7 protein-coding genes are annotated in these 14083 nt (G+C 61.7%); 6 read left to right on the top strand and 1 reads right to left on the bottom strand.

Annotated elements, in window-relative coordinates; all coding sequences use genetic code 11:
- Positions 1-151: 151 nt before the first annotated feature.
- Both rpoB and rpoC read left to right on the top strand, forming a co-directional pair.
- The gene (rpoB, locus tag GLR48_RS02290) at positions 152-4291 is read left to right on the top strand and encodes a DNA-directed RNA polymerase subunit beta (RefSeq protein ID WP_237058321.1); all 4140 of its coding nucleotides are present in this window, start codon (positions 152-154) and stop codon (positions 4289-4291) included.
- Positions 4292-4359: 68 nt separating this feature from the next.
- Complete coding sequence (gene rpoC, locus GLR48_RS02285; RefSeq protein ID WP_237058319.1) at positions 4360-8619, top strand: DNA-directed RNA polymerase subunit beta'; 4260 nt, start codon at positions 4360-4362, stop codon at positions 8617-8619.
- 60 nt (positions 8620-8679) lie between these two features.
- Here the strand turns inward: rpoC and GLR48_RS02280 are convergent, their stop codons facing one another.
- Positions 8680-9654, bottom strand: a complete 975-nt coding sequence (locus tag GLR48_RS02280; RefSeq protein WP_237058317.1) for a cation diffusion facilitator family transporter — start codon at positions 9652-9654, stop codon at positions 8680-8682.
- A 137-nt stretch (positions 9655-9791) separates the two neighbouring features.
- Between GLR48_RS02280 and GLR48_RS02275 the strand changes: the two genes are divergently transcribed.
- The 4 genes from GLR48_RS02275 (at position 9792) to fusA (ending at position 14028) form a co-directional block, all read left to right on the top strand.
- A complete protein-coding gene (locus tag GLR48_RS02275) occupies positions 9792-10694 on the top strand; it encodes a DMT family transporter (RefSeq protein WP_237058315.1) in 903 nt (300 codons plus the stop codon).
- Between the two features lie 286 nt (positions 10695-10980).
- The gene (gene rpsL / locus GLR48_RS02270) at positions 10981-11352 is read left to right on the top strand and encodes a 30S ribosomal protein S12 (RefSeq protein ID WP_072857149.1); all 372 of its coding nucleotides are present in this window, start codon (positions 10981-10983) and stop codon (positions 11350-11352) included.
- Positions 11353-11415: 63 nt separating this feature from the next.
- Positions 11416-11886, top strand: coding sequence for a 30S ribosomal protein S7 (rpsG, locus tag GLR48_RS02265; RefSeq protein WP_072857150.1), 471 nt, complete (start codon positions 11416-11418; stop codon positions 11884-11886).
- Positions 11887-11904: 18 nt separating this feature from the next.
- Positions 11905-14028: an elongation factor G gene (gene fusA, locus GLR48_RS02260; RefSeq protein WP_237058313.1), complete on the top strand. Its 2124-nt coding sequence runs from the start codon at positions 11905-11907 to the stop codon at positions 14026-14028.
- Positions 14029-14083: the final 55 nt, after the last annotated feature.

The following is a 14083-nucleotide window of genomic DNA, read 5'->3' as shown; positions in this document are numbered from 1 at the left end:
ACACAGCCCTCCTTTTGGGGAGGTGGCACCGTCGGGAGGCCTCTGGTGGGACAGAGGTCACGTATGGACGGCACGCCCCCAGTCATAAGCGTCACACCCCGCGGCCCGGGCGAGGTGAGATGCGACAGACAGATATAAGGTGATATCACACATGGCTTCTTCCTTCCTTGGCCAGAAACGCCTGCGCAAGTACTACGGCAAAATCCGTGAAGTTCTGGAAATGCCGAACCTGATCGAGGTTCAGAAATCCTCTTACGACCTGTTCCTGCGGTCCGGCGACAGCCCGACCCCGCTTGACGGCGAAGGCATCATGGGCGTGTTCCAGTCGGTTTTCCCGATCAAGGACTTCAACGAGACCGCCGTGCTGGAGTTCGTCAAGTACGAGCTGGAAAAGCCCAAGTACGACGTCGAGGAATGCCAGCAGCGCGACATGACCTACTCTGCGCCGCTGAAGGTGACGCTGCGTCTGATCGTGTTCGATGTAGACGAGGATACCGGTGCGAAGTCCGTCAAGGACATCAAGGAACAGGACGTGTTCATGGGCGACATGCCCCTGATGACCCAGAACGGCACGTTCATCGTGAACGGCACCGAGCGCGTGATCGTGTCCCAGATGCACCGTTCGCCCGGCGTGTTCTTTGACCACGACAAGGGCAAGACGCACAGCTCGGGCAAGCTGCTGTTCGCCTGCCGCATCATTCCGTACCGTGGTTCCTGGCTGGACTTCGAGTTCGACGCCAAGGACCTGGTGTTCTGCCGCATCGACCGTCGCCGGAAACTGCCGGTCACGACGCTGCTTTATTCGCTCGGCCTCGACCAGGAATCCATCATGGATGCCTATTACAACACGGTCGAATTCAAGCTGGACGACAAGGGCCAGAACTGGACCACCAAGTTCTTCCCAGAGCGCGCGCGCGGCACCCGTCCGACCTATGACCTGATCGACGCCGCCACCGGCGAAGTCATCGCCAAGGCCGGCGAAAAGGTGACTCCGCGGTCGGTGAAGAAGCTGATCGACGAAGGCAACGTCAAGGACCTGCTGGTTCCCTACAACCACATCGTCGGCAAGTTTGTCGCACGCGACATCATCGACGAGGAAACCGGTGCGATCTTTGTCGAGGCCGGTGACGAGCTGACGCTGGAAATGAACAAGGCCGGCGAAGTCGACGGCGGCACGCTGAAGGAACTGGTCGACGCTGGCGTCACGACGATTCCGGTGCTGGACATCGACAACATCAACGTGGGCGCCTATATGCGCAACACGATGGCGGCCGACAAGAACATGAACCGGGAAACCGCGCTCATGGACATCTACCGCGTCATGCGCCCGGGCGAGCCGCCCACGGTCGATGCGGCCTCTGCGCTGTTCGACACGCTGTTCTTTGATGCCGACCGCTACGACCTGTCCGCCGTGGGCCGGGTCAAGATGAACATGCGTCTGGATCTGGATGCGGAAGACACCCAGCGCACGCTGCGCCGTGAAGACATCATCGCCTGCATCAAGGCGCTGGTCGAGCTGCGCGATGGCAAGGGCGACATCGACGACATCGACCACCTTGGCAACCGCCGCGTGCGGTCCGTCGGTGAGCTGATGGAAAACCAGTACCGCGTCGGTCTGCTGCGGATGGAACGCGCGATCAAGGAGCGGATGTCCAGCGTCGAGATCGACACGGTCATGCCGCAGGACCTGATCAACGCAAAGCCCGCTGCCGCGGCTGTGCGTGAATTCTTCGGCTCCAGCCAGCTGTCGCAGTTCATGGACCAGACGAACCCGCTGTCGGAAGTGACGCACAAGCGTCGCCTGTCGGCCCTGGGGCCGGGCGGTCTGACCCGCGAACGTGCCGGTTTCGAAGTGCGCGACGTGCACCCGACCCACTATGGCCGGATGTGCCCGATCGAGACGCCGGAAGGCCCGAACATCGGTCTGATCAACTCGTTGGCTACTTTTGCCCGCGTGAACAAGTACGGCTTCATCGAAACGCCCTACCGCAAGGTCGTGGACGGCAAGGTGACGGACGATGTGCAATACATGTCCGCAACCGAGGAAATGCGTCACACCGTGGCGCAGGCCAACGCGAACCTGAACGAGGATGGCTCTTTCGGGAACGAACTCGTGTCGACCCGCAAGAACGGCGATTACACCCTGTCCCCGCGTGAAAACGTGGACCTGATCGACGTGTCGCCGAAGCAGCTGGTGTCCGTCGCCGCATCGCTGATCCCGTTCCTTGAGAACGACGACGCCAACCGTGCGTTGATGGGATCGAACATGCAGCGTCAGGCCGTGCCGCTGCTGCAGGCAGAGGCGCCGCTGGTCGGCACCGGGATCGAGGAAGTGGTCGCGCGCGACTCTGGCGCGGCCATCATGGCGCGTCGCGGTGGTGTCATCGACCAGGTCGATGCGGCCCGTATCGTTGTGCGCGCCACATCCGATCTGGAGCTGGGCGACGCGGGTGTGGACATCTACCGCATGCGCAAGTTCCAGCGGTCGAACCAGAACACCTGCATCAACCAGCGTCCGCTGGTGAAGGTGGGCGATACGGTCGAAAAGGGCGAGGTCATCGCAGACGGTCCGTCGACGGACATGGGGGAACTGGCGCTCGGCAAGAACGTCATGGTCGCCTTCATGCCGTGGAACGGCTACAACTACGAGGACTCGATCCTGATCTCGGAGCGGATCACCCGCGACGACGTCTTCACCTCGATCCACATCGAGGAATTCGAAGTCGCCGCCCGTGACACGAAGCTGGGGCCGGAAGAGATCACCCGCGACATCCCGAACGTCGGCGAGGAAGCCCTGCGCAACCTCGACGAGGCCGGCATCGTCTATATCGGTGCGGAAGTCGGGCCTGCGGACATTCTGGTGGGCAAGATCACGCCCAAGGGCGAAAGCCCGATGACCCCGGAAGAAAAGCTGCTGCGCGCGATCTTCGGTGAAAAGGCCAGCGACGTGCGCGACACGTCCCTGCGTCTGCCGCCGGGCGATTTCGGCACGGTGGTCGAGGTGCGTGTGTTCAACCGCCACGGTGTGGAAAAGGACGAACGCGCCCTGCAGATCGAGCGGGAAGAGGTCGAGCGCCTGTCGCGTGACCGCGACGACGAGATGGTGATCCTGAACCGGAACATCTACGCCCGTCTGAAGTCGATGATCCTTGGCAAGATCGCCGTGAAGGGCCCGAAAGGCCTGAAGGCGAACTCCGAGGTGACCGAAGAGGTGCTGGCTGACCTGTCGAACGGTCAGTGGTGGCAGATCGCCCTGAAGGACGAAGCCGACGCACAGGTCGTCGAGGCCCTGAACGAGCAGTACGAGATCCAGAAGAAGACGATGGATGCGCGCTTCGAGGACAAGGTCGAGAAGGTCCGTCGTGGCGACGACCTGCCGCCGGGTGTGATGAAGATGGTCAAGGTCTTCGTCGCGGTGAAGCGCAAGCTGCAGCCGGGCGACAAGATGGCCGGCCGTCACGGCAACAAGGGCGTGATCTCGAAAGTGGTGCCGATGGAGGACATGCCGTTCCTCGCCGATGGGACCCCGGTCGATTTCTGTCTGAACCCGCTGGGTGTGCCGTCGCGCATGAACGTCGGTCAGATCCTTGAAACCCACATGGGGTGGGCCGCACGCGGTCTGGGTCTGAAGATCGACGAAGCCTTGGGTGAATATCGTCGTCACGGCGACATGACCCCGGTGAAAGAGGCGCTGCGCATCGCTTACGGTGACGACGTCTACGACGAAGGCTTTGCCGAGATGGAAGAGGGCGCGATGCTGGAAGCGGCGGGTAACGTCACCCGCGGTGTTCCGATCGCAACGCCGGTCTTCGACGGTGCGAAAGAAGCGGACGTGAACGACAGCCTGCGTCGTGCCGGCTTCGACACTTCGGGTCAGTCGATCCTGTTCGACGGCCGCACGGGTGAGCAGTTCAGCCGCAAGGTGACGGTGGGTATGAAGTACCTGCTGAAGCTGCACCACCTGGTCGACGACAAGATCCACGCCCGGTCCACGGGGCCGTACTCCCTCGTCACGCAGCAGCCGCTGGGTGGTAAGGCGCAGTTCGGTGGTCAGCGCTTCGGTGAGATGGAGGTCTGGGCGCTTGAAGCCTACGGCGCCGCCTACACCCTGCAGGAGATGCTGACGGTGAAGTCGGACGACGTGGCGGGCCGGACCAAGGTCTACGAGAGCATCGTCAAGGGCGAGGATAATTTCGAGGCTGGTGTGCCGGAATCGTTCAACGTTCTGGTCAAAGAAGTCCGGGGCCTCGGCCTCAACATGGAACTCCTGGATGCAGAGGACGGGGAATAGGGTCCGATCCCTTGGGGCGGCCTGACGCCGCCCCGTCCCACTCTGCACCCCAATTCAAGGAATTGAAGATGAACCAGGAACTGACAAACAACCCGTTCAATCCGGTTGCCCCGGTAAAGACGTTCGACGAAATCAAGGTCTCTCTGGCATCACCAGAGCGGATCCTGTCGTGGTCCTTTGGCGAGATCAAGAAGCCCGAGACCATCAACTACCGCACGTTCAAGCCAGAGCGGGACGGCCTGTTCTGCGCGCGTATCTTTGGCCCGATCAAGGATTACGAATGCCTGTGCGGCAAGTACAAGCGGATGAAGTATCGCGGCGTCGTCTGCGAGAAGTGCGGCGTTGAAGTCACGCTGCAGAAGGTCCGCCGCGAGCGGATGGGCCACATCGAGCTGGCCGCACCCGTCGCGCACATCTGGTTCCTGAAATCGCTCCCTTCCCGCATCGGCCTGATGCTGGACATGACGCTGCGCGATCTGGAACGCATCCTGTATTTCGAAAACTACGTCGTGATCGAACCGGGTCTGACGGACCTTACCTACGGTCAGCTGATGACCGAGGAGGAGTTCAACGACGCGCAGGACGCCTACGGTGCCGACGCGTTCCAAGCGAACATCGGTGCGGAAGCCATCCGCGAGATGCTGGCCCAGATCGATCTGGACGCCGAAGCAGAGCAGCTGCGTGCTGACCTGAAAGAAGCGACTGGCGAGCTGAAGCCCAAGAAGATCATCAAGCGTCTGAAGATCGTCGAGAACTTCATCGAATCCGGCAACCGTCCGGAGTGGATGGTGCTGACCGTCATTCCGGTCATCCCGCCAGAACTGCGCCCGCTGGTGCCGCTGGACGGTGGTCGTTTCGCGACCTCTGACCTGAACGACCTCTATCGTCGCGTCATCAACCGGAACAACCGTCTGAAGCGGCTGATCGAACTGCGTGCGCCCGACATCATCGTCCGCAACGAAAAGCGGATGCTGCAGGAATCCGTCGACGCCCTGTTCGACAACGGTCGTCGTGGCCGCGTCATCACCGGTGCCAACAAGCGCCCGCTGAAGTCGCTGTCCGACATGCTCAAGGGCAAGCAGGGTCGCTTCCGTCAGAACCTTCTGGGCAAGCGCGTCGACTTCTCGGGCCGGTCCGTCATCGTGACGGGTCCGGAGCTGAAGCTGCACCAGTGCGGTCTGCCCAAGAAGATGGCGCTCGAACTCTTCAAGCCGTTCATCTACTCGCGGCTGGAAGCCAAGGGTCTGTCGTCGACCGTGAAGCAGGCGAAGAAGCTTGTGGAAAAAGAGCGTCCCGAGGTCTGGGACATTCTGGATGAGGTCATCCGCGAACACCCTGTGATGCTGAACCGTGCGCCGACGCTGCACCGTCTTGGCATTCAGGCGTTCGAACCGGTCCTGATCGAAGGCAAGGCGATCCAGCTGCACCCGCTGGTCTGTTCTGCTTTCAACGCCGACTTTGACGGCGACCAGATGGCTGTGCACGTGCCGCTTTCGCTGGAAGCCCAGCTTGAAGCCCGCGTTCTGATGATGTCCACGAACAACGTGCTGTCGCCTGCCAACGGCGCGCCGATCATCGTGCCGTCGCAGGACATGATCCTCGGCCTGTACTACACCACGATCCAGCGCGACGGGATGAAGGGCGAAGGCATGTCCTTCTCTAACATCGAAGAAGTCGAACATGCGCTGACGTCGGGCGAGGTGCATCTGCACGCCAAGATCCAGGCGCGCATGAAGCAGATCGACGACGAGGGGAACGAGATCGTCGTGCGGTTTGAAACCACGCCGGGCCGTCTGCGGCTGGGCGCGCTTCTGCCGCTGAACGCCAAGGCCCCCTTCAGCCTGGTCAACCGTCTGCTGCGCAAGAAAGAAGTGCAGCAGGTCATCGACACGGTCTATCGCTACTGCGGACAGAAAGAATCCGTGATCTTCTGCGACCAGATCATGACGATGGGCTTCCGCGAGGCCTTCAAGGCCGGCATTTCCTTCGGCAAGGACGACATGGTCGTGCCCGACACGAAGTGGCCGCTGGTCGAAGAAACCCGTGACCTCGTCAAGGATTTCGAACAGCAGTACATGGACGGTCTGATCACCCAGGGTGAGAAGTACAACAAGGTCGTGGACGCCTGGTCGAAGTGTAACGACAAGGTCACCGACGCGATGATGTCCACCATCTCCAAGGCGGGCAATGACGAGAACGGTGCTGAAAACGAGCCGAACTCGGTCTACATGATGGCGCACTCCGGTGCCCGTGGTTCCGTCACGCAGATGAAGCAGCTGGGCGGGATGCGCGGTCTGATGGCCAAGCCGTCGGGCGAGATCATCGAGACGCCGATCATCTCGAACTTCAAGGAAGGTCTGACCGTTCTTGAATACTTCAACTCTACCCACGGTGCCCGTAAGGGTCTGTCGGACACGGCGTTGAAGACGGCGAACTCGGGCTATCTGACGCGGCGTCTGGTGGACGTGGCACAGGATTGCATCATCCGCGAAGTCGATTGCGGCACCGATCGTGCGATCACGGCAGAAGCTGCCGTGAACGACGGCGAGGTCGTGTCGTCGCTGGCGGAACGCGTTCTGGGTCGTGTCTCGGCCGATGACGTGCTGCGTCCGGGAACGGATGAGGTGATCGTCGAGGCCGGTGAGCTGATCGACGAGCGCAAAGCCGACATGATCGACGTCGCCGGTGTCGCCAAGATGCGCATCCGGTCGCCGCTGACCTGTGAAGCCGAAGACGGCGTCTGCGCGACCTGCTACGGTCGTGACCTTGCACGCGGTACGCGCGTCAACATCGGTGAAGCTGTGGGCATCATCGCCGCGCAGTCCATCGGTGAACCCGGCACGCAGCTGACGATGCGGACGTTCCACATCGGCGGCGTGGCACAGGGTGGTCAGCAGTCGTTCCTTGAAGCCAGCCAGCCCGGCAAGGTCGAATTCCGGATGGCGTCGCTGCTGGAAAACACCGCGGGTGATCAGGTCGTCATGGGCCGGAACATGGTTCTGGCGATCGTCGATGAAACCGGTGTGGAACGTGCGACCCACAAGGTCGGCTACGGCTCTAAAGTCTTCGTCAAGGAGGGTCAGGAGATCCACCGTGGCGACAAGCTGTTCGAATGGGATCCGTTTACCCTGCCGATCATCGCCGAAAAGGGCGGCAAGGTCCGTTACGTGGACCTGGTCAACGGGATCGCGGTCCGCGAGGACACCGACGATGCGACGGGCATGACCCAGCGGATCGTCAGCGACTGGCGCGCGGCCCCCAAGGGCAACGAGCTGGCGCCGAAGATCATCATCGCAGGCCCCGACGGGGAACCGGCGTTGAAGGACGACGGCAACCCGGTCAGCTATGCCATGTCGGTTGACGCTGTTCTGTCCGTCGAAGACGGCGAGGACATCCAGGCCGGTGACGTCGTGGCGCGTATCCCGCGTGAAGGCGCCAAGACCAAGGACATCACCGGTGGTCTGCCGCGTGTGGCCGAACTCTTCGAGGCACGTCGCCCGAAGGATCACGCCATCATCGCGGAAATCGACGGCTATGTCCGCTTCGGCAAGGACTACAAGAACAAGCGCCGCATCGCGATCGAAGCGGGCGACGATTCCGAGACCCGCGTCGAATACATGGTGCCGAAAGGCAAGCACATCCCGGTGGCTGAAGGCGACTTCGTCCAGAAGGGTGACTACATCATGGACGGCAACCCGGCCCCGCACGATATTCTTGCGGTCATGGGTGTCGAGGCGCTGGCCGACTACATGATCGACGAGGTGCAGGACGTGTACCGACTGCAAGGTGTGAAGATCAACGACAAGCACATCGAAGTCATCGTGCGTCAGATGCTGCAGAAGTGGGAAATTCAGGACAGCGGCGATACCGTTCTTCTGAAGGGCGAGACCGTGGACAAGGCCGAATTCGACGAGGCCAATGCCAAGGTTGTGGCCCGCGGCGACCGTCCGGCAACGGGCGAGCCGATCCTGCTGGGCATCACCAAGGCGTCGCTGCAAACGCGCAGCTTCATCTCGGCGGCGTCGTTCCAAGAAACCACGCGGGTTCTTACGGAAGCCTCCGTGCAGGGCAAGCGTGACAAGCTGGTCGGTCTGAAAGAGAACGTCATCGTGGGTCGTCTGATCCCGGCAGGCACCGGTGGGGCGACCAGCCGCATCCGTGGCATCGCCGCGTCGCGTGACAGCATCGTGATCGAAACGCGTCGCGAGGAGGCAGAAGAGGCCGCCCGTCTGGCAGCCCCCGAGCCCGCGCCCGCGCAGCCGGATGTCGTCGGTGGCGACGTTTTCGATACGATGATCGTGGACACGCCGGAAAGCCGCGACGAGTAAATCGCGACCCACGGTGAGGCCATCAAAAGGCCCCGGCAGATTGCCGGGGCCTTTTTTCTGTCAGGCGCTGACGATGTCCGGCGTTTCCGCGATGATCCTGCGGTGGCCGTCGCGGGACTGGACCTCCAGAAAGACGGAGTTCACGATGGCGAAGGTTTCCCTGATGTCGTGGTCAAGGTCGGTGACGATCGCCTCGATCCGCTGCGACAGCACATCGTCCGCAAAGTCGATGCTGAGTGTCAGCAGCACCTGATGCGGCCCAAGGTGCAGGCTGCGGATTTCGTTGATGTGCTTGATCTCTGGGATCGACCTGACCATTTCGTGGATGCGGTCGGTCATCTCGGGGGCGGCGGATTCCCCGATCAGCAGGCCCTTGACCTCGATCGCGAGGGTGACGGCCGTGATGCCGAGCACCACGCCGATCACGATCGAGGCGCCCGCGTCGAACAGCGGGTTCGCCAGATACCATGACAGCCCGACGCCGATGGCGGCGATGATCAGACCCAGACAGGCGGCGCTGTCTTCGGCCAGGACGACGAAGATGGCGGGGTCCTTCATGTCGCGCAGATCGCGGATCAGTCCGCGCCCGGCGCGCAGCTTCATGAATTCGCGGATCGCGACCGACAGGGAATAGCCTTCGAAGCAGAACGACACCCCCAGCACGGCGAAGGGGATCCATGGCACGCCGTCTGCCTCGTGCCCGCCGTGCAGGATGGCGCGCACGCCTTCATATATCGACAGGCCCGCGCCGAGGGCAAAGATCAGGACGGCCACGATGAACGACCAGAAGAACACCTCTCCGGCGTAGCCGAAGGGGTGCTGCGCATCCGCGGGCTTCTTGCCGCGCGACATGCCGAGCAGCAGGAACCCTTCGTTGGCGGTATCGACGGTCGAATGGATCCCTTCGGCCAGCATCGCCGAGGATCCCGAAAAGGCGGCGGCGATGAACTTGGTCACGGCGATGCCGAGGTTGGCGAAAAGGGCGGCATAGACGGCCGCCTTGCCGCCGTCGTCGTGTGATGCTGTATCGGCCATGCGGTGCTCCACCATTGTTCAGTGGTATGACGCAAAGCGGTGATCGTGGGTTCCCGCAGCATGCGACCTGCGTAAAAACGAGGGGGCGTGTTCAGACCCTCTGGCGTGGGGCAGGGGGCGCTGATACGCCTCAATCCATGGCACCCTTATCCGATAACATGCGCGGCGCGGCCCTGATGGCGGCAGCAATGATGACCTTCACGGTCAACGATACATTCACCAAGACGCTGTCCGACGTCCTGCCGCTGTCGCAGCTGCTGTTTCTGCGCGGGATCGGCGTGATGATCTGTCTGGCCGTGATGGCCCGCGCGATGGGACAGTTGCGGTTCGATCTGTCGGTGCGGGACTGGGTCTATATCGGCCTGCGCACGCTGGGTGAAATCGGTGGCGCGTATTTCTTCATCACTGCGCTGTTCCACATGCCCATCGCCAACGTCAGTGCGATCCTGCAGGTCCTGCCGCTGAGCGTGGCGCTGGCCGGCGCGCTGTTCATGAATGAACCGCTGGGGTGGCGGCGGCTGGTCGCGATCATGGTGGGCTTTGGCGGTGTCATGCTGATCGTCAGGCCCGGCGGTGCGGATTTCAACATCTTCTCGCTTTATGCCCTTGCGGCGGTGGCCTGCGTGACCCTGCGCGACCTTGTCGTGCGCAAACTGTCGCGGTCGGTGCCGTCGCTGATGGTTTCACTTTCGGCCGCTGTCGGGATCACGGTGTTTTCGGGCGTCGCGTCGATCTGGGTCGATTGGCAGCCCATGTCGGGGCAAGAGGTGTTCCGCCTGGGCGGGGCGACGGTCTTTGTCGTCTTTGGCTACATCTTCTCGGTCGCCGCCATGCGCGTGGGCGAGATCGGATTTGTCGCGCCGTTCCGCTATGCCAGCCTGCTGACGGCCTTGGTGCTGGGCATGATCGTGTTCAAGGAGTTTCCATCGACCCTGACGCTGATCGGTGCGGGAATCGTGGTGGCGACGGGCATCTTCACCCTGTTCCGCGAACAGCAACTGGCCCTGCGCCGCCGGGTCGTACCGGACCGCATCCGCTAGGTTTTGTTGATCTTCGGGCGGTCCGTGCGCAGTGTTGACACCCCCAGTGCAACGGCCTATACGGCCCCTCATCCGGGTCAGGGCGCACTCCGTCCAAATCCGATATCAGAGTTGAAGTGGTCAAGAACCGGGCTGGCAAGGCCTTGTTCCTCTGGAACCCACCGCACCGAACCTCCGGTAAGGGTTCGACTGCGGATTTTTTGTGCTTTTCCGAACGGATTTGCACGCGTCATCAATCCGCGGCCCCCGGTGGTCGCCACACAAGAAAGATGGGGACAACAGCCCAATGCCAACGATCCAGCAGCTGATCCGCAAACCGCGTCAGCCCAAAGTCACCCGGTCGAAATCCATGCACCTTGAAGGCTGCCCGCAGAAGCGCGGCGTCTGCACGCGTGTCTATACGACCACGCCCAAGAAACCGAACTCCGCCATGCGGAAAGTCGCCAAGGTCCGTCTGACCAATGGCTTCGAGGTCATCTCGTACATCCCCGGTGAGAGCCACAACCTTCAGGAACACTCTGTCGTCCTGATCCGTGGCGGCCGTGTAAAAGACCTTCCGGGTGTCCGTTACCACATCCTGCGCGGTGTGCTGGATACCCAAGGCGTCAAAGACCGTAAGCAGCGTCGCTCCAAGTATGGCGCGAAGCGGCCGAAGTAAGAAACTCGGCCGACCCGGGCCTTGCCCGGGGTTTCGCCCGCAACTTGATAAGAGGAAAAAGACATGTCACGTCGTCACGCCGCTGAAAAACGCCAGGTCCTGCCGGACGCCAAGTTCGGTGATACCGTTCTGACCAAATTTATGAACAACCTGATGGTTGACGGCAAGAAAGCCGTCGCCGAACGGATCGTCTACAACGCTTTCGAGCGTGTGGAAGGCAAGCTGAAGAAGTCGCCCGTGGAAGTGTTTCACGAGTGCCTCGAGAACATCAAACCCTCCGTCGAAGTGCGTTCGCGCCGCGTCGGTGGTGCGACCTACCAGGTCCCCGTCGAAGTCCGCCCCGAGCGGCGTGAGGCGCTGGCCATCCGCTGGCTGATCGCCGCTGCCAAAAAGCGCAACGAAAACACGATGGAAGAGCGCCTTGCCGGCGAGCTGCTGGATGCGGTCAACAACCGCGGCACCGCCGTGAAGAAGCGCGAAGACACCCACAAGATGGCCGACGCGAACAAAGCGTTCAGCCACTACCGCTGGTAATTCAGGAGCACCACCACAATGGCACGCGACTATCCTCTGCAGCGCTACCGGAACTTCGGGATCATGGCGCACATCGACGCGGGTAAAACCACGACGACCGAACGCATCCTGTTCTATACCGGCAAGTCCCACAAGATCGGCGAAGTCCACGACGGCGCCGCCACCATGGACTGGATGGAGCAGGAGCAGGAGCGGGGTATCACGATTACCTCTGCTGCGACGACGACCTTCTGGCAGCGTCAGGAAGACCCGACCGCTGACGGCATTTCGGACACGAAGTACCGCTTCAACATCATCGACACCCCCGGCCACGTCGACTTTACCATCGAAGTCGAGCGTTCGCTGGCCGTGCTTGACGGCGCGATCTGCCTGCTGGACGCCAACGCCGGTGTCGAGCCGCAGACCGAAACCGTCTGGCGTCAGGCCGACCGTTACAAGGTTCCGCGGATCGTCTTTGTCAACAAGATGGACAAGATCGGCGCCGATTTCTACAAGTGCGTCAAGATGATCAAGGACCGCACCGGTGCGACCGGCGTGCCGATCAGCCTGCCCATCGGGGCCGAAGACAAGCTGGAAGGCATCATCGACCTGATCAAGATGGAAGAGTGGGTCTGGGAAGGTGAAGACCTCGGCGCAAGCTGGGTTCGCAAGCCGATCCGTGACGATCTGAAAGAGCTTGCCGACGAATGGCGCGCCACGCTGATCGAGACCGCCGTCGACATGGACGACGACGCGATGGAGCAGTACCTGGAAGGCGTCGAGCCCGACGAGGCGACCCTGCGCAAGCTGATCCGCAAGGGCACGCTGTCGCTGTCCTTCGTGCCGGTGGCCGCTGGGTCCGCGTTCAAGAACAAGGGTGTGCAGCCGCTGCTGAACGCCGTCATCGACTTCCTGCCCAGCCCGCTGGACGTGGTCGATTACATGGGCTTCAAGCCCGGTGACGAGACTGAAACGCGCAGCATCCCCCGCCGCGCGGACGACGACATGCCGTTCTCTGGCTTGGCGTTCAAGATCATGAACGACCCCTTCGTGGGCTCTTTGACGTTTACCCGGATCTATTCGGGTCAGCTGAAGAAGGGTGATGCGATGCTGAACTCGACCAAGGGCAACAAAGAGCGCGTTGGCCGGATGATGATGATGCACGCCATCAACCGCGAAGAGATCGACGAGGCGTTTGCCGGCGACATCATCGCGCTGGGTGGTCTGAAGAACACCACGACCGGTGATACGCTGTGTTCGGAAAAGGAACCCGTCGTTCTGGAAACGATGACCTTCCCCGAGCCGGTGATCGAGATCGCCGTCGAACCCAAGACCAAGGCCGACCAGGAAAAGATGGGCGTCGCACTGGCCCGTCTGGCCGCCGAGGATCCGTCCTTCCGCGTGGAGACCGATTTCGAATCCGGTCAGACCATCATGCGCGGCATGGGCGAACTTCACCTCGACATCCTGATCGACCGCATGCGTCGCGAGTTCAAGGTCGAGGCCAACATCGGTGCGCCGCAGGTGGCCTACCGCGAGACGATCGGCCACGAAGTCGAGCATACCTACACCCACAAGAAGCAGTCGGGTGGTTCGGGTCAGTTCGGTGAAGTGAAGCTGCTGATCATGCCGACAGAGCCGGGCGAAGGCTATTCGTTCGAATCCAAGGTCGTGGGTGGTTCGGTGCCGAAGGAATACATTCCGGGCGTCGAAAAGGGCATCAAGTCGGTCATGGACTCAGGTCCGCTGGCAGGTTTCCCGGTCATCGACTTCAAGGTGCAGCTGCTGGAAGGCAAGTACCACGATGTCGACTCCTCGGTCCTCGCGTTCGAGATCGCGGCACGGATGTGCATGCGTGAAGGTCTGCGCAAGGCTGGCGCCAAGCTGCTGGAACCGATCATGAAGGTCGAAGTCGTGACACCGGAAGAATACACCGGTGGCGTCATCGGCGACCTGACGTCCCGTCGCGGGATGGTGCAGGGGCAGGACAGCCGCGGCAACGCGAACGTCATCAACTGCTTCGTGCCGCTGGCGAACATGTTCGGCTACATCAACAACCTGCGGTCCATGACCTCCGGTCGTGCGAACTTCACCATGCAGTTCGATCACTACGAGCCCGTTCCGCAGAACATCTCGGACGAGATCCAGAAGAAATACGCATAAACGGCGTGCGCGGGGCCTGTCCCCGCGCCCCACATTCCCCATTCATCGAATACCA

This window comes from Loktanella sp. M215 (assembly GCF_021735925.1).
GTDB lineage: Bacteria > Pseudomonadota > Alphaproteobacteria > Rhodobacterales > Rhodobacteraceae > Loktanella.
Note: the sequence above shows the minus strand (reverse complement) of the source record. Positions and strands in the feature narration are given on the sequence as shown.

What these genes read in the sequence shown, in the direction of transcription:
- rpoB (WP_237058321.1), top strand. Translation starts at nt 152, where the DNA reads ATGGCTTCTTCCTTCCTTGGCCAGAAACGCCTGCGCAAGTACTACGGC.
- rpoC (WP_237058319.1), top strand. Translation starts at nt 4,360, where the DNA reads ATGAACCAGGAACTGACAAACAACCCGTTCAATCCGGTTGCCCCGGTA.
- GLR48_RS02280 (WP_237058317.1), bottom strand. Translation starts at nt 9,654, where the DNA reads ATGGCCGATACAGCATCACACGACGACGGCGGCAAGGCGGCCGTCTAT.
- GLR48_RS02275 (WP_237058315.1), top strand. Translation starts at nt 9,792, where the DNA reads ATGGCACCCTTATCCGATAACATGCGCGGCGCGGCCCTGATGGCGGCA.
- rpsL (WP_072857149.1), top strand. Translation starts at nt 10,981, where the DNA reads ATGCCAACGATCCAGCAGCTGATCCGCAAACCGCGTCAGCCCAAAGTC.
- rpsG (WP_072857150.1), top strand. Translation starts at nt 11,416, where the DNA reads ATGTCACGTCGTCACGCCGCTGAAAAACGCCAGGTCCTGCCGGACGCC.
- fusA (WP_237058313.1), top strand. Translation starts at nt 11,905, where the DNA reads ATGGCACGCGACTATCCTCTGCAGCGCTACCGGAACTTCGGGATCATG.